Origin of the sequence: Rhodococcus sp. W8901 (genome assembly GCF_013348805.1) — a bacterium.
Taxonomy (GTDB): Bacteria; Actinomycetota; Actinomycetes; order Mycobacteriales; family Mycobacteriaceae; genus Prescottella.
Genome location: NZ_CP054690.1, coordinates 4768029 through 4784732 on the forward strand (window position 1 = coordinate 4768029; position 16704 = coordinate 4784732).

Sequence of the window (16704 nt, forward strand, 5' to 3'; positions counted from 1 at the left end):
CGGGTTCCCGTGCGCAGAGGCCCGGAGTGGGCGCTCAGCGCAGCGGTGTCGCCACGCCCGCAACCACCAGCACGACGCTCTCCGACTCCCCCGCGACCGCCGAGTTCACCCGCCCCAGCAGGTCCCGGAACCGTCGACCCGCCGACGTCGGCGGCACCACACCGCTGCCCACCTCGTTGCTGACCACCACGACCGGCACCGTCACCGCCCGCATCGCGTCCAGCAGATCGCTCACATCGGCATCCACAGCGGCCCAATCGCCGCCCGTCCAGACGCCGTGGTGATCGAGGCGTCCGGTGAGCCAGGTGCCGAGGCAGTCCAGCAGGACGGGTTCGCGGGCGGACCGCAGCACCGCGGACGCGTCCGCCGTCTCGACGGTGGTCCACCCCGCCGGGCGTCGGGCCCGGTGCAGCGCGATCCGCTCCGCCCACTCCCGATCCCCCTCGTGCACCCCGCCGGTCGCCACGTACGTGACCCGCGGATGCGCCGCCAGCAGCGCCTCGGCGTACGTGGACTTGCCGGCGCGGGCGCCGCCGAGGACGAGGGTGCGCCGGAGCCCCGGCGTATCGGTCACAGTCTGCGCCCCTACGGTCACCGTCGCCCCGTCGTCCACCACCCGGGCACCCCACGGCGCCAGGCGCTCCGTCAGTTCCGGGGTGGGCGGGTTGTAGTGGCTCAGGTGCACGGCCACCACGTCGGTGGCGTCGGTGATCGCGCCGGATTCGCGCAGTGCGGCCAGCGTGCGCGGGAACGTCGTCAGGTCGTGGTGTCCGGCGCAGAGGTCGGTGCGGGTCCCGAAGGTCTCCTCGAGGAACACCGCGTCGTATCCCGCATCCTGGACGGCGTCCAGCGTCGACGACGGCAGCGGCCCGGTGTCGGTGGCCCACAGCATCCGCGCGCCCTCCGGGGCGGCGACGTCGTAGAGCACGCTGTCGCCGTCACGTATCGCGGTGTGTGCGGCCTCGAGCACGCGAATCGTGTAGCCGTCCAGGTCGATTCGGTCACCGGCGGCAACCGGGACGAACCGCACCGGGTCGTCGGGGCCCACCCAGTCGCGGCACAGGTCCAGCGCCTCGGGCGGCCCGATCACGTCGAGGGGTTCGTCCCGCCGCACCCACGCGCGGAACAGCAGCGCCGCCGGACCGACATGGTCGGGGTGCGCGTGGGTGAACAGGATGTGGCGGACGCCGGCGAGGGAACGTCCGGCGTGCACCGCAGCCCGCGGGATCTCCGGTCCGCAGTCGAGCAGGATCGTGCCGTCGACGAGGGCGGCCGTCTGACCGCGGATCTCGCCGCGCGCGGCGGCGGTGCGGCAGGACGCGCACACGCAGAAGGGGTTGGGCCACCCGTCGGCGCTGCCGGTGCCCAGCAGTACGACGTCGATGACCCAACCCCTCCCGTTCGCGCTCCGGCCGAATGTCACATGCGTTCAGTCGGACCGAACGTGTGTGACATTCGGCCACTACACAGCGAGCGTCAGCGCAGTGCCTGCGCCAGATCCTCCAGCAGATCCTCGGGATCCTCCAGGCCGACGGACAGGCGCACCACGCCGTCGGACAGGCCGATCGCGGCGCGCCCCTCCGGTCCCATCGCGCGGTGCGTGGTGGTGGCCGGGTGGGTGATGAGCGACTTGGAGTCACCGAGGTTGTTGGAGATGTCGATGACCTGCAGCTTGTTCAGCAGCTCGAAGGCACGCTTCTTCCCCTCGCCCTCGGCCGAGTCCAGCTCGAACGTGACGACCGTGCCGCCACCGCTCATCTGCGACTTCGCGAGCTCGTGCTGCGGGTGCGATTCGAGGTACGGGTACTTGACCCAACGGATCGCGTCCTCGGCCTCGAGGAACTGCGCGATACGCAGGGCGCTGTCCACCGAATGGTTCACGCGCAGCGGCATCGTCTCGAGCCCCTTGAGCAGGGTGTGCGCGTTGAACGGGCTCAGCGCCGGACCGGTGTGCCGGATCAGCTGCTGCACCGGGCCGTCGATGTAGTCCTTGGGACCCAGGATCGCGCCGCCGAGGACACGCCCCTGGCCGTCGATGTGCTTGGTGCCCGAGTACACGATCACGTCGGCGCCGAGATCCAGGCTGCGCTGCAGCAGCGGGGTCGCGAAGACGTTGTCGAGCACCACCTTGGCACCGGCGGCGTGCGCCATCTCCGACACCTTGCGGACGTCCACGAGGGTCTGCATCGGGTTGGACGGCGTCTCGAAGAACACGGCCGTGGTGGGCACCGACAGCGCCTGCTCCCACTGGTCGAGGTCCTCGCCGTCGACGAACACGGTCTCCACGCCCCAGCGGGGCAGGATCTCGTTGCACACCACGAAGCACGAGCCGAACAGGCTGCGTGCGGCCACCAGCCGGTCGCCCTTGCCGAGCAGCGCGGCCAGCGCGGTGAACACCGCGGACATGCCCGACGCGGTGGCGTAGCAGCCCTCGGCGCCGTCGAGCAGACGCAGCCGCTCCTCGAACATCTTCACCGTGGGGTTGCCGTAGCGGGAGTACACGAAGTGGTCGACCTCCCCGGTGAACGCCTGCTCGGCCGCCTCGGCGGACTCGTAGACGAAGCCGGAGTTGAGGTAGATCGCCTCGGACGTCTCCTCGAAGCCGGACCGCATCGTGCCGCCGCGGACACCGAGGGTGGCCGGACGCACGGAGTCGGGCAACGTCTTGCGGAAGGACCCGCCCTGCGGGATGGCGCTCACGACTGCCTCCACGGCAGGCCCACGGCGCGCCAGCCGGTGGTGCCGCGACGGTTGTCGGACCCGAGCCCGCCCTCGAACCCGTCGAGCACGTTGTACGACGGTCCGATACCGGCGGCGGTCGCGGCCTCGGCCGCACCGATGGAGCGTTGCCCGGAGCGACACAGGAAAATCACCGGACGCGCTGCTTCCGCGTCGGCGCCACCGACGATGCCCGCCTCGACCAACTGGTCGACGAAGGACTCGTTGCGCGCACCCGTGGGATAGCTCACCCATTCGATGAGCACGGTCCGGCGGTCGATCGACGACGTGTCGGGCAACCCGACGTATCGCCATTCGGCGTCGGTCCGCACATCCACGAGCACGGCTTCCGGATGCTCGCGCAGCAGCTCCCAGGCTTGCTGCGGCGTTATGTCACCTGCGTAGCTCACCGTCCCAGCTTTCCACAGTGCCCGGTGGGGCGTAGCACGCGGAGGGTCGAGAACGCGAGAACTGTGCAGGTGCGGCGGGTCAGTTACAGACGAGCCAGATGCCGTCGCCCTGGACGAACTGCCACGTCGAGGTGGCGGCGCCCTTGCCGTCGCCCGCGTCGATCCGAACGTCCGCGGTGGCGGCGGTGCCGTTCACGGCCGCATTGGTGACTTCTTCGATCTTGATCTCGCCCTCACGGCCGGCGATCGGGGAGCGTTCCTCGGCAAATCCCTGGCACACCATGTGGTCGATCGCGTCCGCATCGTCGTTGTTGCTCGCGCGGACGAAATCACTGACGGACGCGTTGATCCGATCGGCATCGGATCGACTCTCCTCGGCCGGTCGCAGCAGCGCGGAGACGATAATTCCGATCATCAAGATCGCCACTATTGACACGGCGAGAATGAAGGGCTTCGCCGTCGTGCGCGAGGGGTCGTCGAGGGGCTCCTGCTGATCGGTCATACCTGCGATTTTCCCCTGACGGCCCGGGTCCTCTCCAACCGGGTCGCGAACAGTCCAAGGCACAATCGCTGTTTGTGACCTCCCAAACAACGGCGTACTACCCGGGGGTAGAACACACCGGGAGTATCGGGTGCGGTCGCCGTGCGAGTTCTAGCATGAAGGCGGGGGACGGTGGGTTCGGGGGAATCCACCGCCCGCGACAGTCCGACAGCACCGCGTGTTAGGTAGGGCTTAGTTTAAGCTGGAGCTTCACACACGGCTGTCGCACAACCACCAGCACGTCCGTCCAATCGAAAAGGTAGTTCGCCTCAGATGACTGACCAGACTCGTCCACTGCGCGTGGCCATCGTCGGTGCCGGCCCGGCCGGAATCTATGCCGCCGATGCGCTCATGAAGTCCGACACCGAGGTGAGCATCGACCTGTTCGAGCGGATGCCGGCGCCCTTCGGCCTCATCCGATACGGCGTCGCGCCGGACCACCCCCGCATCAAGGGCATCATCACCGCCCTGCACAAGGTGCTGGACAAGGACGCTGTGCGTCTGCTGGGCAACATCGACTACGGCAACGACATCACCCTCGACGATCTGCGCCGCTACTACGACGCCGTGATCTTCTCGACCGGCGCCAACGCCGACCGCGCCCTGAACATCCCGGGCATCGACCTGGAGGGCAGCTACGGCGCCGCCGACTTCGTCTCCTGGTACGACGGCCACCCGGACGTCCCGCGCACGTGGCCGCTCGAGGCCGAGAAGGTTGCCGTGCTGGGCGTCGGCAACGTCGCGCTCGACATCGCCCGCGTCCTGGCGAAGACCGGCGATGAACTGCTGCCCACCGAGATCCCCGCGAACGTGTACGAGGGCCTCAAGAACAACAAGGCCGTCGAGGTCCACGTGTTCGGCCGTCGCGGCCCGGCGCAGGCCAAGTTCACGCCGCTCGAGCTGCGCGAGCTGGACCACTCCCCCACCATCGAGGTCATCGTCGACCCCGAGGACATCGACTACGACGAGGGCTCCGAGGCTGCGCGTCGCGGCTCCAAGCAGGTCGACATGGTCGCGAACACGCTGCAGGACTGGGCCATCCGTGACCAGGGCGATCGCCCGCACAAGCTGTTCCTGCACTTCTTCGAGTCGCCGCACGAGGTTCTCGGCGAGGACGGCAAGGTCGTCGGCCTGCGCACCGAGCGCACCGAGCTGGACGGCACCGGAAACGTCCGCGGTACCGGCAAGTTCAACGACTGGGACGTCCAGGCCGTGTACCGCGCCGTCGGCTACCTGTCGCAGAACATCGCCAAGCTGCCGTTCGACGAGCAGGCCGGCACCGTCCCCAACGAGGCTGGGCGTGTCCTCGCGGACGACACTGCGGACGGCGCGTCACGCTTCATGGACGCCACCTACGTCACCGGCTGGATCAAGCGTGGCCCGGTCGGCCTGATCGGCCACACCAAGGGCGACGCGAACGAGACCATCGCATGCCTGCTCGAGGACTCCCCGAACTTCGCGGGTGCCGCCGAGCCGGGCGAGGACGCGATCATCGAGTTCCTCGAGGGCAAGGGTGTTCCGTACACCACGTGGCAGGGCTGGTACCGCCTCGACGCCCACGAGCGTTCCCTCGGTGAGCCCGAGGGCCGCGAACGCGTCAAGGTCGTCGAGCGCGAGGACATGCTGCGCGCCAGCGAGCCGCACAAGGCCTGACGCACTCCGTCACCCGGCTGAAGGGGCCCTTCACGCGCCGTCAGCGCGTGAAGGGCCCCTTCAGCTGTTTCGGGAGGCATGATGAACACGTGTTTGACGCGCACGTGCACATCATCGATCCGCGGTTCCCGCTGGTGGAGAACAACGGGTATCTACCCGATCCGTTCACGATCGACGACTACCGCCGCCGCATGGCGGGCTTCGGCGTCGACGGTGGTGCGGTGGTGACCGCGTCGTACCAGGGCACGCTCGGTGGGCCTGGCCTGCTGGCCGCGCTCGAGGAACTCGGCGAGGGCTGGGTGGGGGTCACGCACCTCGACCCCGACGCCACCGACGACGACATCCTCGCGCTCGACCGCGTCGGGGTCCGCGGGGTGCGCTTCAATCTGCGGCGCAGCGCCACCGACGTCCAGGTCCTCACGACGCAGGCCCTGCGGGCGTACGAACTGGTGGGCTGGCACGCCGAGTTCTACGTGGACGCGACGCTGCTGCTGTCGCTCGAACCGGTGTTCGCGAAGCTGCCCGCAGTCAGCATCGACCACCTGGGCATGTCGACGCGCGGGCTGCGGTACCTGCTCAACCTCGTCGACCGGGGCGCCAAGGTGAAGGCCACCGGCTTCGGGCGGACCTCGATCGACGACGTCGGCAGCGTCATCCGGCAGATCCACGCCGTCAACCCGAAGGCCCTCATGTTCGGCACCGACCTGCCCGGCACCCGTGCCCGCCGCGCGTTCGAGGCCGCCGACGTCGACGTCATCGCCGACGCCGTCGGGGACGACCTCGAGGCCGTCCTCGGCGGCAACGCGCGAGAGTGGTACCGCTGCCCGGGCGGACCTTCTCGGCAATGACCGATCCTGGGCGCGACGATGACTCATAGCGCGAACAGGGCGCTCGCGGCGTCCATCGCGAGCAGAAAGCCCGCGATTCCCAACGCCCAACCCACGGCGCTGTCCGCGTTGCGAGTGAAGAAGTCGTCGATCCGGTGCAGGACGCCGTCGGCGCGCTGCCCGACCAATATCCGCAACCCCAGCAGGGTCACGGCCGGGACGATCATCACCAGACAGTAGGCGGCCAGCAGGGGGATCGACAGAGCAGCGGGCGCTCCCACGGAGACGATCAGCGCGATGGCCGCGAGGTAGGGGACCATCGTGACCAACTCCAGCGTTCCCGCCGTGAGCGCCAGTGTGGCGACACCGCCGGACCCGCCCTTCGTGAGGGCCCGATCGCGCCAGCGGATGACCCGACTCGACTCGCCACGTTCGCGGCGCTTCTTCGAGTCGAAGCGGAAGCTCAGCACGAACAATGCCGCGCCGACGGCCAACTGGACCGCCTTTGCCACAGGCGAATCCAACATCCGGCCTCCGACGTCGAGGCCCATCCGCCCCGCGGTAAGGAGGGCCGCGCCGATGACGAGGTAGAACACGGCGATGACGATCAGGTAGCGGACGATGCGACCGACGGGTGGGCGCCCGGGCGCGAGCAGCATCCACACCGGCAGTACCAGCGTTCCGATGCTCGTACTGTCCACGAGCGCAAGGCCTGCCAGCGACGCCAGCAGCACCACGTTCACGTCAACGGCCACTGGTGTCGGTCCTACGCGCGCTGACGACGTCGATCACCCCGACCGCCACGAGTGCTACGCCGAGCGGTCCGCCCCGGAACCAGAAGAACTCCGCGTCGCGTGCGAACAACCACAACGCCGCCCCGGCGACGATCAGGAACACTCCGAACATTGCCGCAAGTCGTAGCCGCATGCCACGAATACTGCTGGCCCCCTGCGGAGTGACACATCGGCCGCCGGGCGGCTGCGACGTCATCACTTGGTATGACAGGTCCGGCTGTCCACTGTGCTGTGATGGAGTGATGGCGTATCCGTTGCAACCGTCGCGGGGCGGCCTGCGGATGCGCCGGCACGTGAACACCGCCCGGTCACGCCGCCGTGATGACATCCTGATCGCGGGCGGGATGCTCGTCATCGGGTTGGTCCTGTATGCCGTCGGCGCATTTCAACTCGGCACCGGGCCGAGCAGCACCCCCGCCGGTGTTCGGGTCGCGCTGCTCGTCGCGATCGCCGCTGCGGACACCTTCCGCAGCACGTACCCGGCCGCCGCCCTGACCGTGGGGGCGGTCCTGACCGCCATCGACCTCGCACTCGGACCCACCGTCCCCGTGTGGCTGGTTCTCTCCGATCTCGTCTACGCCGCGGTGTTGTACGGGCGGCCCCGCGTCAGCCGGGCGGTCTGCTACTCCACCGGGGCGGCGGTCGTCGTCCTCACTGCTGCCGCCTACGTCGGATGGCAGGACGGCCGTGCGGCCGCGGCGGCGGGGATCGTCCTCGCACTGTTCTTCACGACGCCCGTGTGGTGGGCGCTCGCGATCCGTCGTCACCAGGAGGTCGCGGCCGCCGAACGGGCACGGGCAGAGTCGATGCGGGCCCTCGCGGAGGCGGACCGGGCGGCCGCGGTCGCCCACGAACGGAATCGCATGGCTCGGGATCTGCACGACGTGATCGCGAGTCACCTGTCGGCGATCGCGATTCAATCGGAGGCCGCGCTGTCTCGAGGGACGACCGGGACCGATCCAACTCTCGACAACGTCCTGACCGCCATCCGGGCGGGGAGCGTCGCCGCGCTTGACGAGATGCGCTCGATGATCGATCTACTCCGCGCCGAGAGCGATCCGGATGATCCTGGCGCCCCGCTACGCCTGAGCGACCTCGACATGCTGATCGTCGGTGCGCGCGCGGCCGGAAGCGCCGTGGAAGCCAGCGTCGCGACGAATCCCGATACGTTGACCAGCGTCGTGGACCACGCCACGTACCGAATAGCGCAAGAATCGATCACCAATGCGGTCAAACATGCTCCCCGTCAGAAGATCTCGATCACGATCCAGCAGGATGCCGATGCCGTTCGGCTGCGCGTGCACAACCCGATACCACGCGGCCCGGGCGACGAGCCCTCCGCTGCGTCCGGAGGACAGGGACTGCGCAACATGACAGAACGCGCCCAGTTGCTGGGTGGCCGACTCCACGCCGGCGCGACACAGGACGGCTGGATCGTCGATTCGGTGCTGCCGCTCGAGTCACGAGGAGCGTCCGAATGAACGAGCGCGATGGACTGCCGATCCGCGTGGTGCTGGCAGACGATCACGCGGCCATCCGCGCGGGACTCGCGATGATCCTCGATGGCCAACCGGACATCGACGTGGTGGCCGAGGCGGATTCGGGTACATCGGCGGTGACCCTCGCCCGCACCCATCGCCCGGACGTCGTCCTGATGGACGTGCGGATGCCCGGCACGGACGGCATCACGGCCACGCGTGCGATTACCGACACCACCGACAGTCGGGTGGTCGTACTCACCACGTTCGACCTCGACGAGTACGTGTTCGGGGCGCTGCGCGCCGGCGCGTCGGGGTTCCTCGTGAAACCGCGACTGCGGATGAACTGACCGCTGCGGTGCGCACGGTCGCGGCCGGAGAGTCCGTGCTGGCTCCGCGTGCTGCGTCCGCGTTGATCGACCAGTTCGTTCGAGTCCCCGCACGCCGCACCCCACCGACGGCACTCGCCGACCTGACCGACCGGGAGCTCGAGGTGCTGCGACTGCTGGGGCAGGGCCTGTCCAACGCCGGGTTATCCCGGGAACTGGGGGTGGGAGCTCCCACGATCAAGACGCACGTGTCGCGGGTACTCTGCAAGCTCGGATTGGCGTCGCGGGTCCAGGCCGCGTTGCTCGCCCGCGAACTCGACTTGTGACTGGCCCGACCGGGCGGTCAGACGAACAGCACCGCGCCCAGCCACAGGCCTACCGCGAGGAGCGCGCCGAACAGTTCGACCAGGATCGACAGTCCGACGGCCTTGGTGGCGTGCACGGTCGAGCCCCACGCGTCGCGGTGCGTGCGGTGCCGGGCCGCCTCGGCCGCGTACGTGCCGAGCAGGAACCCGAGCAGCAGTCCCACCACCGGCACCACGAAGAAGCCGACGATCCCGACCAACCCGCCGAACATCACCGAGCGGTTGGGGACGCCGGCGTCGCGCATCCGGCGTCCGGGCCACGTGTACTTGATGATCCCCGCGCCCACCATCAGCGCGGTCCCGGCCACGAAGACGCCCCACCCGGCAGCGCTGGCGTCGACGATCGCCCACACCAGCAGCGCACCGGCGATCAGCAGCGTGCCGGGCAGGATCGGCACCACGACGCCGACCAACCCGACGAGCATCACCAGGCCGAGCAGAACCTCGACCCCGGCGCTCACGTCACTCCGGCACGACGATGCGCACCCGGGACGCCGCCTCACGGGCCCGTTCGCGCGCCGTCTCGACATCCGGCCCGGTGGACACCGCGACGCCCATGCGACGACGCGCGAACGCCTCGGGCTTGCCGAACAGGCGCAGATCGGTCTCCGGCACCGCCAGGGCGTCGGCGACGCCCTCGAACGCGACACCGACCGACTCGACGCCGCCGTAGATCACCGCGGACGCGCCGGGGGCAGCCAACGTCGTGTCGACGGGCAGGCCGAGGATCGCGCGGGCGTGCAACTCGAACTCCGAGAACCGCTGCGAGCGCAGCGTCACCAGTCCGGTGTCGTGCGGGCGGGGGCTCACCTCGGAGAAGTAGACGGCGTCGCCCTTGACGAACAGTTCGACGCCGAAGATGCCACGTCCGCCCAGCGCGGTGGTCACCTTCTCCGCGACGTCACGTGCAGCGGCGAGCGCGGCTGGGGTCATCGCCTGCGGCTGCCACGACTCGATGTAGTCGCCGGCGTCCTGCAGGTGGCCGATCGGCTCGCAGAAGTGCGTGCCGTCCACGGCGCGGACGGTGAGCTGGGTGATCTCGTAGTCGAAGTCGACGAAGCCCTCGACGATCACCCGCCCCTTGTTGACCCGTCCGCCGGAAAGCGCGTATTCCCAAGAGCTTTCGAGATCGTCCGCACTGCGCGCGACGGACTGCCCCTTGCCGGACGACGACATCACCGGCTTGATGACGCACGGGAACCCGATCTGCTCGGCGGCGGCACGCACCTGGTCCAGCGAATCGGCGAACGCGTACGGCGACGTCGGCAGGCCCAGCTCCTCGGCGGCGAGACGGCGGATGCCTTCCCGGTTCATCGTCAGCTGCGTCGCCCGCGCGGTGGGGATGACGACGGCCAGTCCGCGCTCCTCCACCTCGGCGAGGGCCTCGGTGGCGATGGCCTCGATCTCGGGCACCACGAAGTGCGGGCGCTCGTCCTCGATGACGCGCAGCAGTTGTTCGCGGTCGCCCATGTCGACGGTGTGCGCGCGGTGCGCCACCTGGTGACCGGGGGCGTCGGCGTAGCGATCGACGGCGATCACCTCGACGCCCAGGCGCTGCAGGGCCATTATCACCTCCTTGCCGAGTTCGCCGGAGCCCAGCAGCATCACGCGGGTGGCGCTCGGGCTCAGCGGGGTACCGATCCGGGTGGGAATGTCAGCGGAAGTGTCGGGACGCATGCGTCGGACTATATGCGGTTGCCGCAGGTCATACTGTCGCGATGGAACTCGGCCTCGACACCCGCCTGACGCTGCTCGCGGCGGGGCTCATCTTCCTGCTGGCCCTGCTCCTCGGGGTGTGGAAGTACCACCAGATGCACACGTCGCCGAATCATCTCGCGCACCCGTACGTCGACATCGCGCACCGCTCGGCGCTCCTGTACTCGTTTGCGACGCTTCTCGTTTCGGCGTTCGTCGAGCTCAGCGACTGGCCGACGGCGGCGAATGCGACGTGCGCGGGGATCCTGGTGTTCTTCTTCGTCGCGGCCATCGGCAGCTACATCGTGCACGGCGCCCGCCGCGACACCACCAACCAGTTCGAGCGCCCCGATGCGGCACTGCGTGTGGCGATGATCGCACTGGTCGTCGGCGAGATCGGCGCGTTCGCGGTGCTGCTCGCCGGGTTCGTCTCGGCGCAGATCCTCTAGCCGCGCGCCTCCACGCGGGCCAGGAAGTCCAGCACCGCGGCGTTGAACAGATCGGGTCGCTCCTCGGCGGACGCGTGGCCCGCGCCGGGGAGGACCACCAGTTCGGCACCCGGGATCGAGCGCGTGATCAGGTCGGTGTGGCGCCGGGGGATCACGTCGCGCTCCCCCACGATCACCAGCGTCGGAACGTCGATCGCGGCGAGCGCGGCCGGCGCGATGTGGGGATGCCGCACCATCAGGCCCAGCATTTCGCGTCTCCGCGCGAGGCCTCGCGACAGCGGCGCCACCAGACCGCCGAGCATCCAGGCCGCCGTCGCGGGAATCCGGAACATCGGCCCCAGTCCGGCCGGATCGAGGTTGGCGGCGTTGACGATCAGCGATCGCACCCGCGCCGGGTGCCGCAGCGCGAGCGTGAGGGCGGTGTTGCCGCCGTCGCTGTAGCCCAGGACGTGCGCGCTCTCGACACCGGTCGCGTCGAGTACCGCGCACACGTCGTCGGCGAAGCGCTCGAAGTCCAGTGGGCCGTCGCCCCGGGTCGATTCACCGTGCGCGCGGGTGTCGAGCGCGAGCACACGGTAGGTCGCGGCGAACGCGGGAACCTGCCCGGCGAAATAGCCGAGGTTCTCGCTGTTGCCGTGCAACAGCACCAGCGGCTCGCCGTCTCCGTGCACCTCGTAGTGCAGCCGCGCACCCGCGGCCAGGGCGAATCCCACCGGATCAGGCCGGCGGCTGGTGGATCGAGAGCACGTTGGCGTGCGGATCGTGGAACCACGCGACCCGGGTGCCGTCGGGCGCCGTCCACGCGTCGTGCTCGTCCTGGTCCATCCCCTGGTAGCGCAGGAAGTCGACGCCTCTGGCCCGCAGGTCGTCGACCGTCGCCGACAGATCCTTCGTGCGCCACCCCAACACCGTGTACCCGGTGTCGGCCTTCGACTGGACGAGGGTGATGCGGAGTTCGGTGCCGCCACCGCCGTCGACGACGAGCGCGAACGGCGTGCGCTCGGTGACGGCCAGGCCCAGCGTGTCGACGTAGAACATCGACGAGACGTCCAGGTCGGTGCTGGCCAGGAACGCGACGAGTTCTCCGGGGAAGGCCATGCCATCCACTGTGCGCCCCGATCAGTGCCGGAGACAAGTGGCCGGTTTCCCGTGACCCGCGACACAAAGTCGCATCCGCAGGGGTTACGGTCACAGGAAATGAGGTCGACCATCCAGAAAGAGGTATGCCGTGACTGCTGCAGGGACCGAGCGTAAGGGCCCGCTGACCGGGATCCGCGTCGTCGAGTTCGCCGGAATCGGACCGGGTCCGCACGCCGCGACACTGCTGGCCGATCTGGGTGCGGACGTGGTGCGCGTGCAGCGTGCCGGGCAGATCCCGCCCGAGGGCACGGTCGGGGATCAGACCGCGCGCAACCGCCGGGTCGTCGAGGCCGACCTGAAGAACCCCACCGACGTCGAGAAGGTCCTCGACTTGCTCGGTCGCGCCGACATCCTGATCGAGGGCTTCCGCCCCGGCGTGATGGAACGCATGGGTCTCGGTCCCGACGTGGTGCTCGCGCGCTGCCCCCGCGTCGTCTACGGCCGCATGACCGGCTGGGGGCAGGACGGACCGCTCGCCCACTCCGCGGGTCACGACATCAACTACATCTCGCTGACCGGCGTCCTGCATGCGATCGGCCGCAAGGGCGAGCGTCCGGTGCCGCCGCTGAACATGGTGGGCGACTTCGGCGGTGGCTCGATGTTCCTGCTGTTCGGCATCCTCGCGGCGATCATCGAGCGGCAGACCTCGGGCAAGGGCCAGGTCGTCGATGCCGCGATGGTCGACGGCACACTCGCGCTGTCGCACATCATCTGGAACTTCCGCCGCATCGGCATGTGGTCGGACGAGCGTGGGGTGAACATGCTCGACGGTGGCGCCCCGTACTACGACACCTACGAGACCTCCGACGGCAAGTACATGGCCGTCGGCGCGATCGAGCCGCAGTTCTATGCCGTGCTGTTGAAGGGCCTCGAACTGGATCCCGCGGAGCTGCCGGGCCAGAACGACGCCGCCCGCTGGCCCGAACTGCGCCAGATCCTCACCGACCGGTTCCTGTCGAAGTCCCGCGACGAATGGACCAAGATCTTCGACGGCACCGACGCCTGCACCACCCCGGTGCTCACGTTCGCCGAGGCCCCGCAGGATCCGCACGTCGCGGCTCGCGGCGGGATCATCGAGATCGAGGGCGTGCCGCAGCACGCCCCGGCGCCGCGCTTCTCGCGCACGCCCAACCGCACGCCCGAGCCGCCCGCCCACAGCGCGACCGACGTCGACACGCTCTGGCGCTGAGCCGCTCCACGGCAGTCTGCACGCGACGCTCGGCGGGGAGGCCCCAGCCGAGCGTCGCCGTCAGTGCCCGGCGAGGAACTCCACGATCCGGGCGTTGACCGCCGCCGGCTGCTCGAGTTGGAGGAAGTGGCCCGCCCCTTCGATCACGTGGGTCTCGCTGCCCGGCGGGAGTCCGGGCCCCACCAGCACGGCGAGCCGCGGATCGAGGCAGCCGTCGCCGCCGCCGTGGAGATAGAGCGTCGGGACCGCCGGCAGCCGCATCTCGGCTCCGGCCCAGCGCCGGTAACGCGCGGGCGGACGCGGGAACGGCCGGAGCATGTTCCGGTAGTAGCCGAATACAGCACGGCGGTGCGCCGAATCGGCGATCGCCTCCAGCACGGCCGGCAGGTCCTCACCGGCGTCGTACCCGGGTGACCAGTCGGCCCACAGCCGGCGAACCAGCCGTTCCGCGTGGCGTTCGGGCAGCAGCGGGAGCTGGTTGAACAGGACGTACCAACTGTTGCACAGTTGGCGGGGCAGCACGCGGACCGCCGCCGGCGTCCGCAGGGCCGCGAACGGCGGGACCGAGAGCGACGCCACCGCGACGAACGGGTTCTCGGCGTGGGCGGCCAGAGCGTTCGCAGTGGTGGCGCCCCAGTCGTGTCCCACCAGCACGGCGTCGGACCCGCCGCCCAGTCGTGCGTGGATCGCGACGGCGTCGTCCATCAGTGCGGCGACATGACCGCTGTGGTCCTCCGGCACCGCCGACGGTGCGTACCCGCGGGTGAACGGCGCGACCACTCGCCAGCCCTCGTCCGCCAGCGCGGGCCCCAGGTGCCGCCAGGTGTGCGCGGTGTCCGGGAAGCCGTGCAGCAGCACTGCCAGCCGCCCGGTCTCCGGTCCCCAGGTCAGGGCTTGAAGGCGTACCGCATCGAGGTCGAGGGTGATCTCACGCATGCGGATCATCCTGGCGGAAGGAGGACGCGCCGAGCGGGTGATCCGCCGTTACGGGTGCGGCGACTCGTTCACACCACCAGCGCGGGCTCGGCGGGCTCGCGCGCCACGCCGAGCGCGTCGTAGGCCGCCGCGACGCCGGCCACCGCGCGCCGGAGTTCGTCGACCGGTCGCGCGTAAGGCAGCCGGACGAACCGTTCGAACGCGCCCTCTACACCGAAACGCGTTCCGGCCGCCAGGATCACACCATGGCTCGGCGCGGTCGCGGCCAGCGCCGTCGATACCGGTTCGGGCATCCGCAGCCACAGCGACATCCCCCCGGTGCCGACCGTGGGAACCCAGTCCGGTAGGCGGGCCGACAGCTCGTCGAGCAGTGCGGCGCGCTGTGTGCGCAACTGTTCCCGGCGGACCTCGATCGGGGCGTCGCCCCGTTGGAGCAGGCGCACGGCGGCCAACTGGTCCATGACCGGGGTTCCCAGATCCAGCGCAGACCGCGAACCCACCAGGCGCGTGATGAGTTCCGGATTGGCCCGGATCCAGCCGACCCGCAATCCGCCCCAGTGCGATTTGGAGACGGAGCCGACCGTCACGACGTCGGAGTCCCCGGCGCCGCGCGCGAACGACGCGACCGGGGGTGGCGGTGGCGCATCCAGCCAGACGTCGACCATCGTCTCGTCGACGACGAGGGTCATCCGGGTCTCGTGGGCGATCCGGGCCAGTTCGGCCCGGCCCGGCGCGTCCAGACACAGACCTGTCGGATTGTGGAAGTCCGGCAGCAGGTACGCCATCCGGGCGGCGGTCTGCCGTGCGGCGCTTCGGATCCCGCCCAGATCCCAGGCGCGGGCCGCACCTCCCTCCGGTCGCACCGGCACCGGAACCGGGCGTGCACCCACCCGCCGGATCGCCTCGAGCGCATTGGGGTACGTCGGATGGTCGACCAGCACCCGCTCCCCCGGAGCGGTGAGGACGCCCAGCAGGAGCCGCAGGGCGTGCTGGGCACCCGAGGTGATCATGATCTGTGAGACGTCGGTGTCGAGGCCCCGGGCGCGGTAGCGTGCCGCGACCGCCTCCCGCAGCACCGTTATCCCCACCGGCTCCATGCCGTGGGTCTCGAGGAACGGCGGAAGAGACTGCAGCGCAGCGCTGTAAGCCTCACTGATCTCCTCCGCCGGAGCCACCATGGCGGCGTAGCTGAGGTCCACCCCGACACCCTCGGGCACCGGCAGATGGGCGTGGACCCTCCTCCGGTCCGAGTCGACGGCGGCCGGCAGGGTCACGGTGCTGCGCGATCCCTGCCGGCTCACCAGATAGCCCTCGTCGCGCAGCACCGCGTACGCCGTGGTGATCGTCGTGCGACTCACGTTCAACTCCGACGCGAATTCACGTTCGCTCGGCAGCGCCGTCCCCAACGGAACGCGACCGTCGTGCACGAGCAGTCGGATGCCGTCGGCCAGGGCCCGGTACGCGGGGCGCGACGTGCGCCGTCCGGACTCGTCCTGCCAGGCGCCGAGGTCGCGCGCCACCGCCCGGGCACCGAGTGCATGCGTCATCATGCGGTCCAGTATTCGCATACTGGCCGTTCATTTCAACGCCACTTCTTCCCAGAATCGTGCTCATGAGCACTCTGATCACCTTCCTCTGCATCGCTGTCCTGGCCGCGTTCGTCTACCGGTACGCACCCGGGGAGCACGAGAGGGGCCCGTTTCGGCCCGAACAGTTCCGCCCCGCAGCACCTTTGGCAGGCATCCTCGACACCGCCGAAGCTCGGCGACCCGACGAACCGCGCCCCGAGCCCTCCTCCAGCATCGATCAGTCCAGTATTTCGAGACTGGACTGATCGGGCCGAGGCCCGACCGACTCGACATGTCGGTAGCCACACCAGTACCGATCAATCAGGCCACTCACCCCGATTCCCTGAAACCACGTTTCCGGTGGCACCGTTCGGTTCTCGATCAACGGCACTCCGGCACCATCACCGCCACGACGCAGGACGTGGCGACCACAGTGGCGGTCACCGTGCCCAGCACGCTCGCCGAGACGGGAGTGAAGGCATCGCTCAGCGCCGCCGTGTCCTTGGCTGCGGGCGGGATTCTTCCGGTCACGGTCGGCACCGTCCTCGGATCGCTCGAGCTGCCGTCGTTCGGCTCGCTGCAGTGGCCCTTCGGTTCCTGACCCACCCTGGT

At 69.6% G+C, this 16704-nt stretch carries 19 protein-coding genes and 1 pseudogene; 8 read left to right on the forward strand and 12 right to left on the reverse strand.

The window, feature by feature from the left end; translation table 11 throughout:
* Positions 1-34: 34 nt before the first annotated feature.
* From HUN07_RS22335 to HUN07_RS22350, 4 genes are all read right to left on the reverse strand, one after another.
* Positions 35-1384 carry a bifunctional adenosylcobinamide kinase/adenosylcobinamide-phosphate guanylyltransferase gene (locus tag HUN07_RS22335; protein WP_174914956.1) on the reverse strand — a complete coding sequence of 450 codons (1350 nt, stop codon included), beginning with the start codon at positions 1382-1384 and terminating at the stop codon, positions 35-37.
* 92 nt (positions 1385-1476) lie between these two features.
* Entirely contained in the window at positions 1477-2700 is a 1224-nt protein-coding gene (locus tag HUN07_RS22340; RefSeq protein WP_174912897.1) for an O-succinylhomoserine sulfhydrylase, read from the reverse strand.
* Complete coding sequence (locus HUN07_RS22345) at positions 2697-3128, reverse strand: rhodanese-like domain-containing protein (RefSeq protein WP_174912900.1); 432 nt, start codon at positions 3126-3128, stop codon at positions 2697-2699. The genes HUN07_RS22340 and HUN07_RS22345 overlap by 4 nt, the downstream gene beginning before the upstream one ends.
* A gap of 79 nt (positions 3129-3207) precedes the next feature.
* Positions 3208-3630: an Rv0361 family membrane protein gene (locus HUN07_RS22350; RefSeq protein ID WP_174912901.1), complete on the reverse strand. Its 423-nt coding sequence runs from the start codon at positions 3628-3630 to the stop codon at positions 3208-3210.
* Between the two features lie 312 nt (positions 3631-3942).
* On the opposite strand from HUN07_RS22350, the gene HUN07_RS22355 reads away from it, so the two are divergent.
* Together HUN07_RS22355 and HUN07_RS22360 are read left to right on the forward strand one after the other, a co-directional pair.
* Entirely contained in the window at positions 3943-5322 is a 1380-nt protein-coding gene (locus tag HUN07_RS22355) for an FAD-dependent oxidoreductase (protein WP_114721692.1), read from the forward strand.
* 89 nt (positions 5323-5411) lie between these two features.
* Complete coding sequence (locus HUN07_RS22360) at positions 5412-6170, forward strand: amidohydrolase family protein (RefSeq protein ID WP_174912904.1); 759 nt, start codon at positions 5412-5414, stop codon at positions 6168-6170.
* A gap of 23 nt (positions 6171-6193) precedes the next feature.
* Here the strand turns inward: HUN07_RS22360 and HUN07_RS22365 are convergent, their stop codons facing one another.
* Together HUN07_RS22365 and HUN07_RS22370 are read right to left on the reverse strand one after the other, a co-directional pair.
* The gene (locus tag HUN07_RS22365) at positions 6194-6904 is read right to left on the reverse strand and encodes a GAP family protein (RefSeq protein ID WP_254622635.1); all 711 of its coding nucleotides are present in this window, start codon (positions 6902-6904) and stop codon (positions 6194-6196) included.
* Positions 6894-7076 (reverse strand): hypothetical protein, encoded by a 183-nt coding sequence (locus HUN07_RS22370; RefSeq protein WP_174912907.1) that lies wholly within the window; start codon positions 7074-7076, stop codon positions 6894-6896. The genes HUN07_RS22365 and HUN07_RS22370 overlap by 11 nt, the downstream gene beginning before the upstream one ends.
* A 109-nt stretch (positions 7077-7185) precedes the next feature.
* Between HUN07_RS22370 and HUN07_RS22375 the strand changes: the two genes are divergently transcribed.
* The gene (locus HUN07_RS22375; RefSeq protein ID WP_174912910.1) at positions 7186-8424 is read left to right on the forward strand and encodes a sensor histidine kinase; all 1239 of its coding nucleotides are present in this window, start codon (positions 7186-7188) and stop codon (positions 8422-8424) included.
* Positions 8421-9076 (forward strand): annotated as a pseudogene (locus HUN07_RS22380) (response regulator). Before HUN07_RS22375 ends, HUN07_RS22380 begins: the two are co-directional and overlap by 4 nt.
* A gap of 17 nt (positions 9077-9093) precedes the next feature.
* Here HUN07_RS22380 and HUN07_RS22385 read toward each other — a convergent pair.
* Positions 9094-9576 carry a DUF456 domain-containing protein gene (locus HUN07_RS22385; RefSeq protein WP_174912912.1) on the reverse strand — a complete coding sequence of 161 codons (483 nt, stop codon included), beginning with the start codon at positions 9574-9576 and terminating at the stop codon, positions 9094-9096.
* Position 9577: 1 nt separating this feature from the next.
* Positions 9578-10792 (reverse strand): formate-dependent phosphoribosylglycinamide formyltransferase, encoded by a 1215-nt coding sequence (gene purT, locus HUN07_RS22390; RefSeq protein WP_174912915.1) that lies wholly within the window; start codon positions 10790-10792, stop codon positions 9578-9580.
* 41 nt (positions 10793-10833) lie between these two features.
* On the opposite strand from purT, the gene HUN07_RS22395 reads away from it, so the two are divergent.
* A complete protein-coding gene (locus HUN07_RS22395; protein WP_174912918.1) occupies positions 10834-11259 on the forward strand; it encodes a hypothetical protein in 426 nt (141 codons plus the stop codon).
* On the opposite strand, the gene HUN07_RS22400 is transcribed toward HUN07_RS22395, so the two are convergent.
* Positions 11256-11972, reverse strand: a complete 717-nt coding sequence (locus tag HUN07_RS22400; RefSeq protein ID WP_114721676.1) for an alpha/beta fold hydrolase — start codon at positions 11970-11972, stop codon at positions 11256-11258. The genes HUN07_RS22395 and HUN07_RS22400 overlap by 4 nt on opposite strands.
* Positions 11973-11976: 4 nt before the next feature.
* A complete protein-coding gene (locus HUN07_RS22405; protein WP_114721674.1) occupies positions 11977-12357 on the reverse strand; it encodes a VOC family protein in 381 nt (126 codons plus the stop codon).
* A gap of 130 nt (positions 12358-12487) precedes the next feature.
* Between HUN07_RS22405 and HUN07_RS22410 the strand changes: the two genes are divergently transcribed.
* Complete coding sequence (locus tag HUN07_RS22410) at positions 12488-13588, forward strand: CaiB/BaiF CoA transferase family protein (protein WP_174912921.1); 1101 nt, start codon at positions 12488-12490, stop codon at positions 13586-13588.
* 60 nt (positions 13589-13648) lie between these two features.
* On the opposite strand, the gene HUN07_RS22415 is transcribed toward HUN07_RS22410, so the two are convergent.
* Together HUN07_RS22415 and yczR are read right to left on the reverse strand one after the other, a co-directional pair.
* Positions 13649-14524 (reverse strand): alpha/beta fold hydrolase, encoded by an 876-nt coding sequence (locus HUN07_RS22415; RefSeq protein WP_174912924.1) that lies wholly within the window; start codon positions 14522-14524, stop codon positions 13649-13651.
* A 68-nt stretch (positions 14525-14592) separates the two neighbouring features.
* On the reverse strand, positions 14593-16074 hold the full coding sequence (yczR, locus tag HUN07_RS22420) for a MocR-like transcription factor YczR (RefSeq protein WP_174912926.1): 1482 nt from the start codon (positions 16072-16074) through the stop codon (positions 14593-14595).
* A 62-nt stretch (positions 16075-16136) separates the two neighbouring features.
* Between yczR and HUN07_RS22425 the strand changes: the two genes are divergently transcribed.
* Both HUN07_RS22425 and HUN07_RS22430 read left to right on the forward strand, forming a co-directional pair.
* A complete protein-coding gene (locus HUN07_RS22425) occupies positions 16137-16358 on the forward strand; it encodes a hypothetical protein (protein WP_254622636.1) in 222 nt (73 codons plus the stop codon).
* 155 nt (positions 16359-16513) lie between these two features.
* Complete coding sequence (locus tag HUN07_RS22430; RefSeq protein WP_174912931.1) at positions 16514-16693, forward strand: hypothetical protein; 180 nt, start codon at positions 16514-16516, stop codon at positions 16691-16693.
* Positions 16694-16704 lie beyond the last annotated feature (11 nt).